This window comes from Ignavibacterium sp. (assembly GCA_032027145.1).
Classification (GTDB): domain Bacteria; phylum Bacteroidota; class Ignavibacteria; order Ignavibacteriales; family Ignavibacteriaceae; genus IGN3.
Map to the genome: position 1 here is coordinate 2641861 of JAVSMP010000001.1, position 18994 is coordinate 2660854.

The window sequence follows — 18994 nt, forward strand, 5'->3', positions numbered from 1 at the left end:
AACTAGCTCGGATTAAATTTGGTAACATTTTTTCAAAAGTCTATTAGTTAAAGTTTGTTCAGATTTTTATGTTTCATTAAATTGCAATTAGTAAGAAAATGATTAAAGGAAATAATATGGTACCACTCAAACCCAAGCGATTAAACCCAAAAGATGTTATTGGTTTGATATCACCCGCTTCTTCACCAGATGAGTTTTTAAGAGTAGAGAAGGGGGTTAAGTATCTTGAAAGCTTAGGTTATAGGGTTAAGGTTGGGAATAATGTTGGTAAAGGATATGGTTATTTAGCAGGCACAGACCAGGAAAGATTAGATGATTTACACTCAATGTTTAAAGATAAAAATGTTAAAGCGATTTTTACTTTGCGCGGCGGATATGGTGCTTTCAGAATGCTGGATAAAATTAATTTTAACTTAATAAAAAGTAATCCTAAAATATTTGTTGGTTATAGCGAAATCACAGCTTTACAAATGGCTTTTTTAGAAAAATCTGGATTGATAACATTTGCTGGTCCGATGGTAGCTGTTGATTTTTATCAAGATATAAGTCCATTTACAAATGAAATGTTTTGGGCAACAATTACCTCAAATAAAAAATTAGGGAAGCTTACTTACCCTGAAGAGCAAAAACCATCTTGCCTGGTTAAAGGAATTGCTGCAGGAAGAATTATAGGAGGTAATCTGGCAGTTTTTACTGCTTTGCTCGGAACACCTTATTTTCCAAACCTTACTGGAAAAATTTTATTGATTGAAGATATTGGTGAATTACCTTATCGAATAGACAGGATGTTAAATCAACTTAGACTTTCTGGAGCTTTTAATAAAGTTAAGGGAGTAATTATTGGAAGATTTGTTGACTGCCATGAATATGATCCTAATAAAAAGACTTTAACATTAGGAGAAGTAATCGAACATTATATTAGTTCATTGAAGAAACCTTCAATTTACACATTTCCGCACGGGCACATTAAAGATTTTGTTACAATACCATTTGGTATCAAAGTAAATCTTAACGCTTCAAAAGGCATTGTTGAATTTGTTGAAGCAGCAGTTAAATAGTTTCCTGTATAAATACAAAATAATTTTTCCTTTTGAAGTATAATTCTGTTTGGAAGGCTGCTTCTTTTTCATCGAACATTCCCCAAACAGTTGAACCAGTCCCAGTCATCATACTTTGCTTTGCTCCAAGTTCGATCATTTTCTCTTTTACTTCAGAAACCACAGGGAAATGAGTGAAGACTATATTCTCAAAATCATTTGAGGCAGAGGTAATAATTTCATCTATGGATATATTCTGTTTTAATGTAAATAATTTAAGGCTGGATTTAGGCAATGAGGGTTTAATCAATCCGAAAGCCCATTTTGTAGAAATATGAATCCCCGGATTTACAATAAGCAAAAACTTTTTAGTAATAATATTAAGTGGATAAAGCGTTTCTCCTCTTGACTCAGCAAACGAAGGAACAGGATTTAGAAAAAAAGGCACATCTGAACCTAATGAAAGTGCTAATCTGGATAAGTCTGAATTAGATATTTTGAGATCAAACAATTTGTTGAATCCAATTAATGTTGAAGCAGCGTTTGAACTGCCTCCACCTAAGCCTGATCCAATAGGAATTTCTTTTTTTAGAAAAATATTAACATTAAAAGTAGTCTGAAAAAAGTTTTCTAAAATCTCTTTAGTTTTTATGATAAGGTTGGTTTTTTCAAGATTCAGTTGTTTATCATTACTGTCAAAAGAAAAACTGTTGCTTTTTGTAATGGTTATTTCATCAAAAAGATCTAAAGGATAAAAAATAGTTTCTAAGTTATGATAACCATCTTCTCTTTTATTAATGATGTTTAATCCGATATTAATTTTTGCAGGAGATTTTATTTTAATATTATCCATCAATTAAATGTTTAAGTTTTTTAATATGATTAGCATTTGAACCGCAGCAGGCACCAATAAACGATGGATTATATTTTAAATATCCTTTAACTTTATCAGAGTATTCAACCGGTGAAATAGCACATTCAATTTTAGCGTCAGTAAAATTTCCGCCACCGCAGTTGAGATAAAATCCCCAGTTCATTTCAGGTTTAATCCTTTTTACTGCTTGTTCCAATACCTCAAAAGTCATACAATTAAAACCAATCGCAAGAGGGTTGTACTTCATTACATATTCAATTGCATCAGTCAGGTTTTCTCCAGATAACAGCTTAGGTTTATCTTTTAAGAAAAAGCTCATAATAAATGGAATATTATTTTCTCCGCAATATTTTGAAATAAATTTAATTTCATCAAAATGACTTTGAGTTTCATTTAAAATAAAATCACATCCCGCTTCTATGAGTAAATCTATATGAACTTTATGATTCCATTCAAGATCTTTCTGAGAAATTGTTCGTTCAACCTTATAACAATCTTCAGCAGGCGGATTTGAGCCAGCTATAAATATTGTTGATTTTCCTCTTGCTTTTTTTGCAAGCTCAACAGCATTTTTTACACTTTCGTTGATATCTGTAATGCCTGTCGATATAAGAGTATATGGATTTGTCCTAAATGTATTAGTAGTTATGATATCAGCCCCGGCACGTATATAGTCTTTATGAAGAGTAATCACCTCCAGCTTAGAATCATCATTTGCAGTTGCACTCCAGACTCTTTTATTTGATGTTAACTTTTTTTCCTGAAGCATACTTCCCATAGCACCATCAAGAATTAAAGGTCTGTTTATTGTTTTGGCTCTTTCAAAAGGATTTAGTCTTTCGTGGATTTTAATTTTATCAAAAGTCGAATAATAATCTTCAATCTCATTAAGAATTCGATTCAGATCCAGATTCTTTATACATTCAAGATCGTATGGACATTCTTTTTTCCAGCAAGGAGAGCAAAACAAGTCCGGTTGGTAAATTTTAACTCCTCTATCATACAAATCTATTTCAGTCCAACAGCTCAATCCAAACCACGCAATTACATATTTTTTTAATGCAATTGCTAAGTGCATTCCAAAAGTATCTCCGGTAACAATCAGCTGTGGAATCGATTCATAACAAGCACCTTTTCTAATACCTTCATTAGTCGGAGTATTGATTACTCTGCCCTTAAAATGATCTGCAATTTCTTTATTTCTGGCAGTATCTTCCGGTCCTCCAAGAAGCATAATTTTATATTTCTTTTTTGCAAGTAGTCTATTGATTAAAAAGATATGCTGACCAACTGACATTTTTTTATTTGGATAAAGATCAGAACAGCCTGTATTAAATCCGATTATTTTATTGGTATCTCTCAGATGAAATTCTTTTTTGAAATTTTCAATAAATCTTAATTCATCTGTGGTAAAATTGAATATGTATTCATCACGTTGATAATCCAATTCAAAAGTCTCTGCCAGATAATCCTGACCTGTTCTCTGATTAACCTTAAATTTTAAGTGGTCATCCATTCCGAGATCATAATTATATTTTGCGCTTTTGTTTGCTGGAATTATCGCACCATTTTTATGTAACGCAAAACCTAACTTATTCTTTGCATTAATTGAGTTCAATAATGCACAGGATCTTTGTGATTTGTCAACATTAAATACATAATCAAACTCCATCTGGTTTAAGATCATCAGAGACTCAGCATCCCAATTAAAAACTTTATCAATATACCCGTTATTATTAAGCAGGGGAGAAGTTGATTTAAGTGTTATCCAGTAAATACTAGATTCAGGAAATTTTCTTTTGATTGCCGGTAATTGAGCAGTGGTCATCAAAACATCGCCCATAGCATCCAGATTAATAATTAAAATCCTTGTGCCAATTGTTAATTTATCTTTACAGCCATTCTCCCAACAATTATGGTCAGGGTAACACGGTTTATAGCCGCTAAATCTTTTACAAGAGAAAACATCACTCTTATCATCAATATTTTTTTTCATAACCTTTTATAGCTTAATTGTTAATAATATCTTTCTACAAGTTGTTTAGACTGATCAAATCTTCTACATTTGATTTATTTAAATTTGCTATTTCTGAAAATTGAATCAACTGACTTTTTCACAGAATCAAGCATAGTACACTATTTTGTTTTTAATATTCAATTTATTTTCTGTTGTATTTTAATTCAATAATTTTTTGAAGCTTTGCTATTACCTGCTGAACAGGTAATTCAGTCATACATTCGTGTTTGTATGGACAAACTAATTTGTCACAACAGATACACCAAAGATCATCTTTAATTACAAAGTCTGAAGTTTCTGAATATGGTCTGTGACCACGAGGGTTAGTTGGCCCAAATAAACCAATTGTCGGAACGCCTAATGCTGCTGAAATATGCATCGGACCAGAATCATTCGAGATAACAGCATAACATTTTGATATCAATGCAGCTAATTGTAAAATACTGGACTTAGGAGCCAATATACTTTTTTCTTTCAGATTAGTCTGAAGAAACTCAGCATCAACTTCATCACCGGGACCCCAAAGAATCAATACTTTAGAATTAAATTCTTGGATTAGTGCATTACAGATTTCTAACCATTTCTGCTTAGTGCATCTCTTGGAATCCCAGCTACCTGAGGGTATAATTCCAAATACAATATCATCGTCATTAAAAGTTTTTCTAAAGAATTCATCAGCAAAATCCTTTTCCTGGCTGCCAGTATAGTAATGAATTCTTTTAGAGATAATCTCTACATTTATTGCTTTCAGTAATTCAAGATTATGTTCTGCAGAATGATGTGTTCCTCTTTCAGAGGTTCCTAAAATATTATAGGCGTATTTTCTGCCACGGTAAGCAAAACCAACTCTATATTTAGCACGTGTTAAAAATGTTATTTGAGCTGTTTTAGGATTTGACCAGAGGTCAATAATCATATCGTATTTTTCTTTTCTGATTTTCAGGGCAACTTTAATAACATTATCCTTTTTGTACATTGTAAGTACTTTATTTACGAGAGGATTGTTTGAAACTGAATGCTTTGCAAAATATTCTGTCAGATAATCAATCTTGACATTTTTATAATTGTAGTGCAGGTTATCCAACACAATTGTTGATAAAACAATATCTCCGATTCCCCGTGGTTTTATTATAAGTATTTTAGAAACTTTATCTGGATTTATTTTCATAATTATTTATTAACCGAAGTCTAATGAGCATCTAACCAGTTTTTCCCAATACCGGTTTCAACAATTACCGGAACTTTTAATGGGAGAGCTTTTTCCATCATTCCTTTGATGACAGGAATTAGATCATCAATTTCATTCTTGTGCATATCAAAAACCAATTCATCGTGTACTTGTAATATCATTTTTGATTTTGAATTTCTTCTTTTCAGTTCGTTATGGATACTAATCATAGCAAGCTTTATCATATCTGCTGCGGAACCCTGAATAGGCATATTGATTGCAACTCTTTCCTCAAATTGTCTTACAACCCTGTTATTGCTGTTTATATTTTTTAAATATCTCCGGCGTTTCATTAAGGTTTCAGCATATCCGTTTTCCTGAGCAAACTTTACAGAGTTGTCCATAAATTCTCTAACTCTCTTAAACGTTTTAAAGTATGTTTCGATTATTTCCTTAGCGTGAGTTTGAGTAATACCTAATCTGGTTTTTAATCCAAAAGCTCCAATCCCATATAATATTCCAAAGTTAACCTCTTTAGCTTTTCTTCTCATATCAGGTGTTACTTCTTCAGGTTTTACTTCAAAAACAAGAGCAGCAGTACTACGATGAATATCTTCACCCTTGTTAAATGCTTTGATCAATGTTTCGTCACCGCATATTGAAGCCATTATTCTCAGTTCAATCTGACTGTAATCTGCACTTAAGATCAGATAATCATCATTTCTTGGTACAAAAGCTTTTCTGATTTCTCTACCCATTTCTGTTCTTATAGGAATATTCTGCAGATTTGGATCAATACTTGAAAGTCTGCCGGTTGATGCTATAGTCTGGTTATAACTTGTGTGAATCCTGCCTGTTTTTGGATTAATAAGATTAGGCAGGGTATCAGCATAAGTAGATTTTAATTTTGCTGCTTGTCTGTAACCTAATATTAAATCAATAATTTCGTGTTCGCCTCTAAGATTTTCAAGAGCACGTGCATCAGTTGAAAATCCTGTCTTGGTTTTTCTTCCTGTTGATAGATTCAGTTTGTCAAAAAGTATTTCCTGTAATTGTTTGGGTGAGTTAATATTAAATTCTGAGCCGGCTGATTTGAAAATTTCAGTTGTATAATTATCCAATAAAATCTGAAGATCTTTACTGAATGATTTTAATGCTTTTGTATCAATTTTTACTCCTTCATATTCCATTGCTCCGAGAACAGGAGCAAGCGGAAATTCTATTTCATAAGCTACCTTCTCAATACCTTCTTTTTTCATCTCTTGATCCAAACGCTGATACAGTCGATAAGTTACATCAGCATCTTCAGCAGAGTAATCCTTTAACGCTTCAAGATCTGCATTAAATATTTCAGCAGGGTCTTTCTTTTCACCGATTATTGTGGTTAATGATATAGGAGAGTAATCAAGATATTTTTCAGAAAGATCATCCATACCATGTTTTTGATCTGCATCAATAACATAGCTTGCAAGCATAGTATCAAAGTAAAAGTTACTTACATCTATTTCAATACTTTTCAATACTGATATATCGTATTTACCGTTCTGACAGACTTTTTTTATTTCCGGATTTTCGAACACTTTCTTAAAAATTTTTCTGAATGTACTGATATGTAACCTTTCAGCGGTCTGTGTTGTAAACAGATTATCTTCTTCTTCAAAAGGATTGATCGCAACAAAGTATGCTTCTGCAGGATGAATACAAAAAGCAACACCGGCTATATTAACTTCAAAAGTATTAAGATTATCTGTTTCCGTATCAAATACAAATAGATCAGATTCAAGCAATTTAGCGGCAAGTTTCCTTGCATCGTGTTCTTTTGTGATAAGCGAATACTTAACAGATGATTTATCAAATGATTTAAGTTGTCCATCATTTACTGATGATACTTCCTTATCAGCATTACTAACTGATGAACTATTTTTATAAAGCTTCATCAGCCTGGTATAAATTGTTTTAAATTCAAGCTCAAACAATAATTGCTTAAGTTTCACAAAATCAGGATCGGAAAAACGTGAATCATCAAAGTTAAAATCAATTGGAACTTCACAATGGATAGTAGCTAGTTCTTTTGAAAGGAATGCTGATTCTTTGCTGGTTTCTAATTTGCTTTTTATAGCGGCTTTATCAATTTCATCAATATGTTTGTAAATCTTTTCAAGTGTTCCGAATTTTTGAATAAGAGGAACAGCTCCTTTTGGACCAATGCCTTTAACTCCCGGTATATCATCACTATTATCACCAACAATAGCTAAATAATCAACCATAAATTTTGGTTCAAAACCCAGCTCATCAATTACTTTTTGTTTATCATAAATTACTGCCTCATCCGATTTTTTACCTGGTCTGATAATAAATACTTTATCAGAAATTAACTGAAAATAATCTTTATCCGGTGTAACTGCGTAAGAAATAAACCCTTTTTTTTCAGCTAACTTAACTGCAGAGCCTATTATGTCATCTGCTTCATAACCAGGTAAAATATAAAGCGGAATGTTTAATGCATTAACAATATCTTTTATTCTTTGAATCTGAGGAATCATATCTTCAGGCATTGCCTGGCGGGAAGATTTGTAAGCTTCATATCTTTCGTGTCTGAATGTCTTTTCTTTTGAATCAAATGCTACAGCAAGATAGTCAGGTTTTTGATCTTCTAATACTTTAATTAGCTGGTTAATAAAACCGTAAACAGCTGAAGTTGATTCTCCCTGGCTGGTTGTCAATGGTCGATTTATAAATGCATAATAACCCCGGTATGCAAGCGCCATTGCATCTATTATTACAAATTTATTTTTTTTCATTCAGTAACAGTAATTAGAAATAATCTCCGATCAGAAAATAATGATTAGTTAGTAAAATTGAAATAAAAATAAAGTGATTTAATATTTCAATGCAGTAATAAAATAGTATATTTTTGATAAGTCAAAAAATCATAAGGAATAACAGCTTCTCAAATTATTCAGTTTGAAGAGCACTATATGGAAAAATCTACTGTAAGTTCTGCAAAGAATATTATTAAAGCAATGGGAATTGTATTTGGAGATATTGGTACAAGCCCTATCTATACTCTACCGATTGTGTTTACGCTTGTTACTCCCACAAAAGAAAATATATTTGGAATACTATCACTGATTGTCTGGACATTGATAGCTTTGGTTACAATTCAGTATTCCTGGCTTGCAATGAGCTTAAGTATAAGAGGTGAAGGTGGAATAATTGTATTAAAAGAGATACTAACATCTATTTTAAAGAAAGGGAGAAAAATTGGCGTCGTATCATTTTTAGGATATATCGGAATTTCACTTTTATTTGGTGATGGGGTAATAACACCCGCAATTACAATTTTATCAGCTGTTGAAGGATTAAAGTTGATTCCTGGTCTGCATTCCATCGGAACGAACACGATAATCCTGATTACAATATTTATTACCATATTGCTTTTTGCAATACAATATAAAGGAACAACAAAGGTTGCTTTATCATTTGGCCCGATTATGTTATTATGGTTTATAAGTCTGTTTCTTTCAGGTCTGTTCTATCTGATTCATACACCGGATATTTTTCTTGCTCTTAATCCATACTATGCTTTTGATTTTTTTGCAGAAAATGGATTTTCTGGTTTCTTTATTTTAAGTGAAGTAATATTATGTGCTACTGGTGGTGAAGCTCTTTATGCAGATATGGGGCATTTAGGCGCAAAACCAATTAGAGAAGCCTGGACATTTGTGTTTTTTGCTTTGATAATTAATTATTTGGGGCAGGGAGCATATATTTATGAACACAATGATTCTTCACAGGTTTTATTCAAATTAGTTAGTACTTTTTCACAATTTTTTTATGTGCCTTTTTTAATCTTAACTTTGATTGCCACGATTATTGCATCACAATCTATGATCAGTGCTGTTATGTCCTTGATATTTCAAGGTATTAATATTGGAATATTTCCTCTGATGAGGATTAAATACACATCAACTGAAATGAGATCTCAGATTTACATTCCTGCAGTTAACTGGCTGCTGCTAATAGCAGTAATATTTATGGTTTTGATTTTCAGAGAGTCAAATAATTTAGCCGCAGCTTATGGATTGGCAGTTACAGCTACTATGTTTATAAGTTCAATTTTTATTATTACTATTTTAAAGTATAGAAAAGAATATTGGAAGATGTCGCTCGCTGCAATAGTTCTTATAATTACTTCATCGTATCTGGTAGCGGTTACACAAAAAATACCTCACGGAGGATATTGGTCACTGGTTATTGCAATAATTGTTTTATTAATTATGGGATTATGGATCACAGGTATGAGTAGATTGAGAAAATCGTTAAAATCGGTTGATCTCGAAACATTTCAGGAAAGTTTTAATCAGATTTACCAGACTGGTAATTATCTTTCAGGTGAAGCACTATTTTTTACAAAAAATATTAATATAGTTTCACCCTATATTTTACATTGTATGTTCAGAACAGGTATTATGTATGAAAAAAATGTGTTAGTTTCAGTTGAAAATACAGATCAGCCTTATGGAGTTAAACTTGAACGTTACGAAGAAGTTTCAAAGGGATTATTTGTAGCAAATATTTTTTATGGTTATATGGAAGTCCTAAATCTACCTGAATTATTTAAGAAATGGGGATTTAATGAAAAAGCTATTTTTTATGGGGCAGAAGAAATCAAAACTAATAAGTTTCCATTGAAAATATTTATTTTGCTTAAAAAGATTGCGCCGAATTGGGTTAGTTATTTTGATTTCCCATATAATAAATTACATGGTGTTGTTACGAGAATCGAGATTTAATAATAATTAAACGGATTAAAATGAATTTATCAAAAGTTTTATTGTTAGTATTGTTAACAGTTAATCTTTCTTGTGCTCAGATAGCAAAGAATGAGTTATTTGTTGCCCACTGGAATATTGAAAATCTATTCGATACAATAGATGACTCAAAAACAAGCGATGAAGAATTCCTGAGTACCGGTAAGAAAGAATGGACAAACGAAAGACTTGAGCGTAAACTCTATAATCTTGCCCGCGTTATCAGATCTATGAATAACAATAACGGACCGGACTTGCTTGGAGTATGTGAATCCGAACATGAATATCTGCTTGATTCATTGGTTAAAAGTTTTCTATCAGATAAAAATTACAAAGCAGTTTCACTTGAATCTCCAGATTTCAGAGGAATAGATAACGGTATTATTTATAATTCTGATAGACTTTCATTATTGAATGTAAAAGGATATGAAACAAAGTTTAATGATAATTATAATACAAGGATAATATTATTAGGAACTTTTTTGTTTGATAAAACCGATACGATTTATTTTTTTGTAAATCATTGGCCTTCACGAAGAGGAGGACAGCAGGAATCTGAACCAAGAAGAATTAAAGTTGCTCAAACTCATAAAGCAATTGTTGATTCAATTTTTAATAATAATCCCAATAGCAAAATTATTATTGTCGGTGATTTTAACGATGAACCAACCAATGTATCCATTACTGAAACCCTCGGAGCTTCTTCGTTTTTATGTGACAGTATAGATTCCAGTTCATTTTCGGAGGATTCTGGAACAACCCTATTCAACACTTCGTATAAAGCCTGGTCTGATGGATTTGGTAGTTATTTTTATCAAGATAGTTTCAATATGCTTGATCAGATTATTGTTTCAAAGGAATTGGTTGTTGGCTCTGATATAGTTTACGAGTGCAATTCATTTGAAGTTTATAAACCGGATTTTATGATTACCCGAACAGGTAAATTTAAAGGTGCACCATTTCCAACTTATGGCGGAAACAGATACCTTGGCGGTTACAGCGATCATTTTCCTGTTATTGCAAAATTTAAATTATTGGACGAAAAAAATGATTGACAGAAAATTAATTGTTTTTGGTGCTTCAGGTGCTCTTGGTAAAGGTGTTGTCAAAACTCTTATCCAAAAACCATTTAAAGAAATAATTCTTTTCGATAGAAAATTTGAAGAAACATTTTCTGATGAAAGGATAAAAACATATAATATTAAAGATATGAGTGTGGAAAACAATGTTCTAGCTGCTTTGCACGAAGTTAATACATCAGACAAAACACAATTGCATCTCTTTTCCACTATTGGCGGATATTACGGAGGAACAAGTGTTTGGGAAACTGAAGAACAAGATTTCGATAGAATGATAAATATTAATGTGAAATCAAATTTCTTTATAGCCAAACATTTTGTATCACTTGTTAAAAGAAGTTATAGTGGTTCAATTTGCTTTACATCCGCATTTACATCTTTACAGCCTGAAAAGCTTAAATTTGTTTATGGTGCATCAAAATCAGCACTTAATTATCTTGTTCAATCTCTTGCTGATGAAGGAAAAAGTATAAATCTTTCAGTAAATGCAATAGCACCCTACATAATTGATACACCATCAAACAGAGAATGGCAAAAAAATGCAGATTATACTACATGGATAAAATCGAATGAAATAGGGGAGTTAGTTTATTCTTTGATTGAAAATCATAATTTTGTTTCAGGAAATATTTTAAGGTTAAAATACAGATTTAATAAATAGAAATGTATAAATTTTATTTTAACTAAAGACTGTCATACTTCTGAGAAATTATTATGAAAACTTAAAGTTATAGAATGTCATTCTGTCTGCAAAAGCAGACTATTTTAGAATCTCTTTATTGTGATTCTGAAACTGATTCAGGATAGTTTCAACAATCATTTTTCAGGAGTCTAACTAAACTATTTTATTGACTTTGTTTTTTGAAATACTTATTGTAGAACCACGTTTTTAAGAAAATTATTTGTTAATTACATAATTAGATTTGTCTAATATACCAGGAGGTTATCTTTTATGGATTTAGTACTAACTATCGCTTCAATTTTCAATGTTATTGCCCAAGCTACTAATGATAGTGGGGTAATGAATTGGCTCACCGAGAAATATGTTGCTGGTGGTATTTTTATGCATCCAATTCTTGCATCACTTATTATCGGTTTAGGATTCTGTTTTGAAAGACTTTGGACATTGACCAGAGCAAGAACCAATACTAAGAAGTTTATTGTTGATGTTAAAAAGGCATTAAATAACGGCGGTATTGAAGCAGCAAAAAAAATATGTGAAAATACCCGGGGTCCAGTGGCTTCAGTTTTTTATGCTGGATTATTAAGATATAATGAAGGATTAGATGCAGCTGAAAAAGCAATTTCTGCTTACGGCGGAATTGAAATGGGATTTCTTGAAAGAGGACTTATTTGGATTTCCACATTTATTACATTAGCACCTATGCTTGGTTTTACCGGTACGGTGCAAGGTATGATTGAGGCATTTGATGCGATTAAAGAAGCTGCTCAGATTTCTCCTGCAATCGTTGCTGATGGTATTGCTATTGCTCTTTTAACAACTCTTTTTGGTCTTGTAGTAGCAATGATACTTCAAGTTTTCTATAATTATTTCGTATCAAGAATTGACAGACTGGTTGGAGATATGGAACAAACTTCTATTGAATTGATAGATGCTTTATATGAAATGAAATCTCCAAAGAAGTAATTTTTTAAGGGAAGTTAAATGATTAAGAAAAGAAAAATTCCGGATGCCGAAATTCCGACTGCCTCTCAAGCTGATTTGGCATTTCTTCTGTTACTCTTCTTTCTTGTTTCAACTGTAATAGATGTTGATACAGGATTAGGCTTAGTCTTGCCTGAATATGTTCCGCCTGACGAGCAAATAGAAGTAAAAGTAGATCCAAGCAGAATGGCAGCTGTTTTAGTTAATGAAAACGGCGAAGTTTTAATTGACGGAAATATTGTACCTGTATTTAAAATTAAAGATTTATTAAAACCAAGAATTGAATCTAAAATTAGTCTGCCGCTTAATAAGAAAATGATTGTTTCACTTAAAACTGATCGAAAGACGGTTTATAACGTCTATATTGCAGCTTTGGATCAAATTAAACAGGCGTTTTTTGAAGTCAGAGATGAATATTCAAATGGAAAATTTGGAAAAAAGTTCAATGACGTGAATCAAGAGCAGCAAGATGATGTAAAGGATGCAGTGCCTATTATAATCTCATTGGCAGAACCAGAATCAATAAAGAAATAACAAGGTTTTATTATGACATTCGAAAAAAGACGTGCCCAGACAAAACAAGAAATTCCTACTACATCAATGCCTGATATTGTGTTTATGCTTCTTATGTTTTTTATGTGCGTTACTACTATGAGAGAGGTTGATGTTCTTGTTCAATTTAAATTGCCTGAAGCGAAGGCTATTGAGAAAATTGAAAATAAAAGAATTGTTTCTTATATCTGGGTTGGTAAGGATAAAAAAATTCAAATTAATGATTCACTAATTGATCTTGGTAAGGTTGAAGAGATAATGTACTTAAAGAGAAAAGCTTTACCAGAAGTAATTGTTTCTTTAAGATCTGATCAAAGTGTTGATATGGGAGTAATTACTGATATCCAACAAGCTCTAAGAAAAGCTTATTGTCTCAGGATCAATTATTCTGCTTTGATTAAAAGTTAGTGATATTGAAATATTCTTTTTCTAAGGCAGGTTCGATTTATCACCTGCCTTTTCAATTTATAGAGGGCATTTATGAATCTAAAAGAAAAAATAAATAACGATCTTAAAGATGCTATGAAATCCGGAGATAAAACCAAACTGGCTGTTGTCAGATCAATCAGAGCACTAATCCTGGAATTTGAAAAGAGCGGTATCGGCAGAGCATTAAACTCCGAAGATGAATTACAGATGCTTACTACCGCTGCAAAAAAAAGAAAAGATTCTATTGAACAGTTTAGAAATGCCGGCAGAAATGATCTAGCTGATCAAGAAGAAAAAGAACTAAAAGTACTGCAGGAATATCTTCCTAAACAACTTAATGAAGATGAAATTAAAGCAGAAGTTGTAAAATTAGCATCACAAATCGGAGCAAAATCTAAGGAGGATTTTTCAAAACTGATGCCCTTAGTTATGAAAGAACTTAAAGGTAAAGCTGATGGTAAAATTGTTAAATCAATTGTTGAAAACTTTCTGGCATCAAATTGAATTATATTGATATTATAATACTATTAGCTATTCTTACAGGGTTTCTGCTTGGATTTAAAGATGGTTTTGTTAGAAAGCTGATTGGTATTATTGGTTTTATAATTGCAGTTATTGTTGCAATACTTTTATCTTCACATTTCGGGAGAGTAATTGAGTCTGTTCTGAATATTGAATATTACCTCGCTGAAATTATGGCAGGAATGATTTTATTTATAGCCTTAATGATAGTAACCACTATTCTTAAAAGGGTAATCCATCCTTTTGATAAAGTTAACAATTTTATAAATCAGATAATTGGCGGAGTGGTTGGCGTTATCCAGCTTCTGTTTTTTATCAGCGCCATTTTTTTGCTGCTTAATGTTTTTAATTTTCCTGATGTAAAAACTCAGAATTCCTCACTCCTCTATAAATATGCCTACGGTGTTATTCCACATTCAATAGATTTTCTAAAAGCTTATACTCCTGATACTGAAGACATAATAAAAGAGTATATAAATGAAAAAGATACTCTTAAATGATTAATAAATCAGTTATAGAAAAATTGGAGTTTCCTAAAGTTCTAGACTTCATTTCGAGATACGCCATTACTGAATCCGGCAGAAAAAAAGTTCTGAGTCTTCTACCTGTAAGTAACCTGAGCTTTATTAAAAATGAAGGAGATGTAATAAATGAAGCTAAAGAATTAATCAATAAAGTCGGCTATCCTCCTATTGAATATTTATCAGAGATATTTGCTGTTTTGTCAGAAACCAGAATTGATGGAGCAGTAATTACCGGCATTAAACTGTTAGAGATTTTAAAATTAGCTAAAACATCCAGATTGCTTAGACAATATATTTTTCAGGAAGCAAAAGAAAATTCAAGTCTTAAGCAAAAAGCATACGGTTTGTTTTCGGATAAATTATTTGAGAATAGAATAGAAAAAATTATTACTGAACAAGGCGAAGTTAAAGAAAATGCAAGTAATGAGTTGGCAAGGCTTAGAAAAGAAATAAACAATAAAAAATCAGAGCTTGTAAAATCAATTAATCGCATTATTAAATCGCTTAAAGAAGAAGATATTGTCCGCGAAGATTATCTTACTTTGCGGGATGGAAGGATGGTTATTCCCGTTAAAGTTGAACATAAGCGTCACCTAAGAGGTTTCATTCATTCCGAATCTTCCACAGGACAGACTGTATATATCGAACCTGAAGAAACACTCGATTTAAACAATGACATAATCTCTACATCATTTGCAGAAAAAAGAGAAATTGAAAGAATACTTAAAGAATTAACAAAAGTAATTGGTCAATCAGCTGAACAATTAATAGATTCACTTGAAATTTTAGCTGAGATAGATTCAATCTTTGCGAGAGCAAAATACTCTTTAGAGATTATTGGAGAATGTCCCGGAATAGATAACAACAAACCTTTGTATTTATCTGAAGCCAGACATCCGTTGTTATTAAAAAAACTTGGAAGACAAAATACAGTTCCTCTTAGTTTTGAATTAAATGACATAGATATAGTTGTAATTACAGGTCCCAATGCCGGAGGTAAAACAGTTGTTTTAAAAACGATTGGATTACTGAATTTGATGCTTCAGGCAGGAATTCATGTTCCGGTAAATTCAGAGTCCAATTTTCATATATTTGATAATATTCTGATTGACATCGGAGATCAGCAGTCTATTGAAGATGATCTTTCAACTTTTAGTTCTCATTTGAAAAATTTAGCTCATATTATAAATTCATCAGATTCCAAAACACTTATACTCTTGGATGAAATCGGAACAGGAACAGAACCTGCTGAAGGTTCTGCATTAGCTGCTTCAATATTGGAAGAACTGCAGAAGAAAGGCTCCTTGGTTTTTGCTACAACTCATCATGGTAGTCTTAAAGTTTTTGCATTTAATCATAAGAAAATGCAAAATGCCGCTATGGAGTTCGATCATTCTAATTTATCCCCAACATATCGGTTTCATCTCGGTATACCCGGATCAAGTTATGCTTTTGAAATAGCACAAAGGAGTGGAATTAGTGAATCAATTCTTAATAATGCAAAAAAAAATATTGATGACGATAAGTATAGTCTGGAAAGATTTCTTTCTGAACTTGAGGAAAAATCAAATAAATTGAACAAAAAGTTGAATGAACTTGAAATAGAAAATACAAGACTTAAAGGTTTATCAGCTTTGTATAAAAGGAGCTATGAAAAAATTGAAAATGAAAAAAAGGAGATATTAAAGAAAGTAAAAACAGAAAGTGACTTGTATTTAGATAGTGTAAATAAACAAATAGAGAAAGTGATTAAGGAAATCAGGGAAAAAGATGCCAGTAAAGAAGTTATAAAAGAAGCAAAAAAAATCATTAAAGATATTAAAGAAGAAAACAAAAATATTTTTATTTTTCTGAATGATAAAACTGACAACAACAGACAATATAAAGTTGGTGATACAGTTGGTATTAAAAATTCATCAACTGTTGGAAAAATTGTGGACATAAATACTGAAAAAGAATATGCAACTATTCTGGTTGGTGCTATAAAAATGAAAGTTAAATTATCTGAACTGATTGAAGCAGTTGAAAGTAAATCTGTACATAAAGAAACTTTTAATAATTTTCCGGTTACTGAAATTAACTACAGATTGGATATAAGAGGTGAGCGGCCGGAGGAAGCCGAGTATAAAGTAATCCGTTTTGTTGATGAAGCATATCAGGCTTCTTTGGATAAAGTAGAAATTTTACATGGAAAAGGTACCGGAGTATTAAAGAAAACTGTTTGGGATATTTTGAAACATCACGATAAAATTAAAAATTATTATTATGCTGCAATTGAATTTGGTGGTGAAGGTATTACGATAGTTGAATTAATTTAGGAGAGATATTGTTTAATAAAATTCTTATTGCAAACAGAGGTGAAATTGCTGTTAGAATTATCAAAGCCTGTAAAGAGTTAGGTATTAAGGCAGCAGCAATTTATTCCGATATTGATATTACTTCTATGCATTCCAAACTTGCAGATGAATCATATCATATCGGTTCATCTGATGTTTCAGACTCTTATCTTAATAAAAATAAAATAATTGAGCTGGCAAAAAGAATCTCAGCTGATGCAATCCATCCGGGTTACGGCTTCTTCGCAGAAAACGCTTCTTTTATTGAAGATGTTGAAAGAGCAGGAATTACTTTTATCGGACCTTCATCCAGGTCTGTAAAGATGATTGGCAGTAAAACTTCTGCACGGGCTTTAATGAAGAAAAGCAATGTTCCCATTGTTCCAGGAGGCACTGAACCGATAGGCAGCATTAAAGAAGGTTTAGATTATGCTAAGGAAATCGGGTTCCCAATTTTGTTAAAAGCCTCTGCAGGCGGTGGTGGAAAGGGTATGCGGAAAGTTAGCTCAGCAGAAGAGTTTGAAGCGGCTTTTGAATCGACCAAAAGAGAAGCATTAAAAGCATTTGCAAATGACGATATCTATATTGAAAAATTTATTGAAAAACCTAAGCATATTGAAGTTCAAATTATATCTGACAAGTTTGGGAATTTCAGACACATATTTGAAAGAGAATGTTCGATACAAAGAAGACATCAAAAAATTATTGAAGAAGCACCATCATCTTTTGTGGATGAAGCAACCAGGGAAAAACTTGTTACCTCTGCAATTAATGCTGCAAGAGCTTGTGATTATTTTAACGCAGGAACGATTGAATTTTTAATGGATCAGAATAAAAATTTTTATTTTCTTGAAATGAATACAAGAATACAGGTTGAACATCCTGTTACCGAACTTATCTCCGGTATTGATCTTGTCCGCGAACAAATCTCAATTGCTGCGGGAAATAAAATCTCTTTTATGCAAGAAGATATCTCAATTAAAGGATTTGCACTTGAGTGCAGAATATATGCAGAAGATTCAGCTAATAATTTTTTGCCCTCTAGCGGAAAACTATTAAAATATGTGGAACCAAATGGTCCAGGGGTAAGAGTGGATTCAGGGTTTTCTGAAAATTCCGAGATATCAATTTATTATGATCCAATGATCGCAAAATTAATATGCTGGGATAAAGATAGAGCCAGTTCCATTCTGCGTATGAAAAGAGCTTTAGCTGAATACATTATAGCAGGAATCGTTACAAATAAAGATTTTCTTTATCATATTCTTGATCATCCAAAGTTTATCAAAGGTGATTATGATATAAATTTTATCGATACAATGGATTTAACAGAAGTTGACTTTAAAGAAAAACAATTGAATGATATTGAAGATTCTTCTGCTTTATTTGCTGCTTTAATGAAAGATAAAAAATCCTCTGTTAGTGTAAAGAAAAATGTAAACAATTACTCAAAATGGTGGGATTTAAATCATGAATGAGTTTGTAGTTAGATTAAACGATAAGATTAAAAACGTAAAAATCATTGATGAGTCAAATGCTGAGATTGATGGAGTCGATGTAGAATATCAAATACTTGCTATTGATGATAATAATTTTCTTTTGAAGCTAAATGATAAGCTCTTTCACTCTTCAGTTATATCAAATTCAAATGGTAAACTGTCATTTGTAATAAATGGTACATCTGTAATTGCAAACACAAAATCCAGTCTTGAAGAAAAAGCATTTCAATTATTATCAAAATCTAAAAGCATAGATCACAATAAAATTGAAGTAAAATCTCCAATGCCAGGATTAGTTTTAAAAATAAAAAAACAAAAAGGTGAATCTCTAAAAAAAGGGGAGGCAGTGTTAATACTTGAAGCGATGAAAATGGAAAACGAAATCAAATCTCCAGCTGATGGTATACTAGAAGAAATACATGTTAGTGAAGGTGCGGCAATCGAAAAAAATATTTCTTTATTTACTGTTAAATAATT

General features: G+C 31.8%; 16 protein-coding genes. 12 read left to right on the forward strand and 4 right to left on the reverse strand.

Features of this window, described 5'->3' with window-relative positions; translation table 11 throughout:
• The first annotated feature begins 116 nt into the window (after nt 1–116).
• On the forward strand, nt 117–1058 hold the full coding sequence (locus tag ROY99_11075; GenBank protein MDT3696917.1) for an LD-carboxypeptidase: 942 nt from the start codon (nt 117–119) through the stop codon (nt 1056–1058).
• On the opposite strand, the gene ispE is transcribed toward ROY99_11075, so the two are convergent.
• The 4 genes from ispE to polA form a co-directional block, all read right to left on the reverse strand.
• Nucleotides 1051–1890 carry a 4-(cytidine 5'-diphospho)-2-C-methyl-D-erythritol kinase gene (ispE, locus tag ROY99_11080; protein ID MDT3696918.1) on the reverse strand — a complete coding sequence of 280 codons (840 nt, stop codon included), beginning with the start codon at nt 1888–1890 and terminating at the stop codon, nt 1051–1053. The two genes, ROY99_11075 and ispE, sit on opposite strands and share 8 nt — an antisense overlap.
• The gene (locus ROY99_11085; GenBank protein MDT3696919.1) at nt 1883–3907 is read right to left on the reverse strand and encodes a homocysteine S-methyltransferase family protein; all 2025 of its coding nucleotides are present in this window, start codon (nt 3905–3907) and stop codon (nt 1883–1885) included. The genes ispE and ROY99_11085 overlap by 8 nt, the downstream gene beginning before the upstream one ends.
• A 163-nt stretch (nt 3908–4070) precedes the next feature.
• Nucleotides 4071–5096, reverse strand: coding sequence for a glycosyltransferase family 9 protein (locus tag ROY99_11090; protein MDT3696920.1), 1026 nt, complete (start codon nt 5094–5096; stop codon nt 4071–4073).
• Nucleotides 5097–5116: 20 nt separating this feature from the next.
• The gene (gene polA, locus ROY99_11095) at nt 5117–7897 is read right to left on the reverse strand and encodes a DNA polymerase I (GenBank protein ID MDT3696921.1); all 2781 of its coding nucleotides are present in this window, start codon (nt 7895–7897) and stop codon (nt 5117–5119) included.
• A 177-nt stretch (nt 7898–8074) separates the two neighbouring features.
• On the opposite strand from polA, the gene ROY99_11100 reads away from it, so the two are divergent.
• From ROY99_11100 to ROY99_11150, 11 genes are all read left to right on the forward strand, one after another.
• Entirely contained in the window at nt 8075–9892 is a 1818-nt protein-coding gene (locus tag ROY99_11100) for a KUP/HAK/KT family potassium transporter (GenBank protein ID MDT3696922.1), read from the forward strand.
• Nucleotides 9893–9912: 20 nt separating this feature from the next.
• Nucleotides 9913–10965 (forward strand): hypothetical protein, encoded by a 1053-nt coding sequence (locus ROY99_11105; protein ID MDT3696923.1) that lies wholly within the window; start codon nt 9913–9915, stop codon nt 10963–10965.
• Complete coding sequence (locus tag ROY99_11110) at nt 10958–11650, forward strand: SDR family NAD(P)-dependent oxidoreductase (protein MDT3696924.1); 693 nt, start codon at nt 10958–10960, stop codon at nt 11648–11650. Before ROY99_11105 ends, ROY99_11110 begins: the two co-directional genes overlap by 8 nt.
• 291 nt (nt 11651–11941) lie before the next feature.
• The gene (locus ROY99_11115; protein ID MDT3696925.1) at nt 11942–12637 is read left to right on the forward strand and encodes a MotA/TolQ/ExbB proton channel family protein; all 696 of its coding nucleotides are present in this window, start codon (nt 11942–11944) and stop codon (nt 12635–12637) included.
• A gap of 18 nt (nt 12638–12655) precedes the next feature.
• A complete protein-coding gene (locus tag ROY99_11120) occupies nt 12656–13189 on the forward strand; it encodes a biopolymer transporter ExbD (GenBank protein ID MDT3696926.1) in 534 nt (177 codons plus the stop codon).
• A 12-nt stretch (nt 13190–13201) separates the two neighbouring features.
• Nucleotides 13202–13615: a biopolymer transporter ExbD gene (locus ROY99_11125; GenBank protein MDT3696927.1), complete on the forward strand. Its 414-nt coding sequence runs from the start codon at nt 13202–13204 to the stop codon at nt 13613–13615.
• A gap of 72 nt (nt 13616–13687) precedes the next feature.
• Nucleotides 13688–14140 carry a GatB/YqeY domain-containing protein gene (locus ROY99_11130; protein ID MDT3696928.1) on the forward strand — a complete coding sequence of 151 codons (453 nt, stop codon included), beginning with the start codon at nt 13688–13690 and terminating at the stop codon, nt 14138–14140.
• A complete protein-coding gene (locus ROY99_11135; GenBank protein ID MDT3696929.1) occupies nt 14137–14658 on the forward strand; it encodes a CvpA family protein in 522 nt (173 codons plus the stop codon). Before ROY99_11130 ends, ROY99_11135 begins: the two co-directional genes overlap by 4 nt.
• Nucleotides 14655–17000, forward strand: a complete 2346-nt coding sequence (locus ROY99_11140; protein MDT3696930.1) for an endonuclease MutS2 — start codon at nt 14655–14657, stop codon at nt 16998–17000. The genes ROY99_11135 and ROY99_11140 overlap by 4 nt, the downstream gene beginning before the upstream one ends.
• An 8-nt stretch (nt 17001–17008) precedes the next feature.
• Nucleotides 17009–18496 (forward strand): acetyl-CoA carboxylase biotin carboxylase subunit, encoded by a 1488-nt coding sequence (locus ROY99_11145; protein MDT3696931.1) that lies wholly within the window; start codon nt 17009–17011, stop codon nt 18494–18496.
• Entirely contained in the window at nt 18489–18992 is a 504-nt protein-coding gene (locus tag ROY99_11150) for an acetyl-CoA carboxylase biotin carboxyl carrier protein subunit (GenBank protein ID MDT3696932.1), read from the forward strand. The genes ROY99_11145 and ROY99_11150 overlap by 8 nt, the downstream gene beginning before the upstream one ends.
• The last annotated feature ends 2 nt before the right edge of the window (nt 18993–18994 follow it).

Coding starts and splice junctions, on each gene's coding strand:
- ROY99_11075 (MDT3696917.1), top strand. CDS start 117: ATGGTACCACTCAAACCCAAGCGATTAAACCCAAAAGATGTTATTGGT.
- ROY99_11125 (MDT3696927.1), top strand. CDS start 13,202: ATGACATTCGAAAAAAGACGTGCCCAGACAAAACAAGAAATTCCTACT.
- ROY99_11130 (MDT3696928.1), top strand. CDS start 13,688: ATGAATCTAAAAGAAAAAATAAATAACGATCTTAAAGATGCTATGAAA.
- ROY99_11115 (MDT3696925.1), top strand. CDS start 11,942: ATGGATTTAGTACTAACTATCGCTTCAATTTTCAATGTTATTGCCCAA.
- ROY99_11150 (MDT3696932.1), top strand. CDS start 18,489: ATGAATGAGTTTGTAGTTAGATTAAACGATAAGATTAAAAACGTAAAA.
- ROY99_11110 (MDT3696924.1), top strand. CDS start 10,958: ATGATTGACAGAAAATTAATTGTTTTTGGTGCTTCAGGTGCTCTTGGT.
- ROY99_11090 (MDT3696920.1), bottom strand. CDS start 5,096: ATGAAAATAAATCCAGATAAAGTTTCTAAAATACTTATAATAAAACCA.
- ROY99_11100 (MDT3696922.1), top strand. CDS start 8,075: ATGGAAAAATCTACTGTAAGTTCTGCAAAGAATATTATTAAAGCAATG.
- ROY99_11120 (MDT3696926.1), top strand. CDS start 12,656: ATGATTAAGAAAAGAAAAATTCCGGATGCCGAAATTCCGACTGCCTCT.
- ROY99_11085 (MDT3696919.1), bottom strand. CDS start 3,907: ATGAAAAAAAATATTGATGATAAGAGTGATGTTTTCTCTTGTAAAAGA.
- ROY99_11140 (MDT3696930.1), top strand. CDS start 14,655: ATGATTAATAAATCAGTTATAGAAAAATTGGAGTTTCCTAAAGTTCTA.
- polA (MDT3696921.1), bottom strand. CDS start 7,897: ATGAAAAAAAATAAATTTGTAATAATAGATGCAATGGCGCTTGCATAC.
- ROY99_11105 (MDT3696923.1), top strand. CDS start 9,913: ATGAATTTATCAAAAGTTTTATTGTTAGTATTGTTAACAGTTAATCTT.
- ispE (MDT3696918.1), bottom strand. CDS start 1,890: ATGGATAATATTAAAATAAAATCTCCTGCAAAAATTAATATCGGATTA.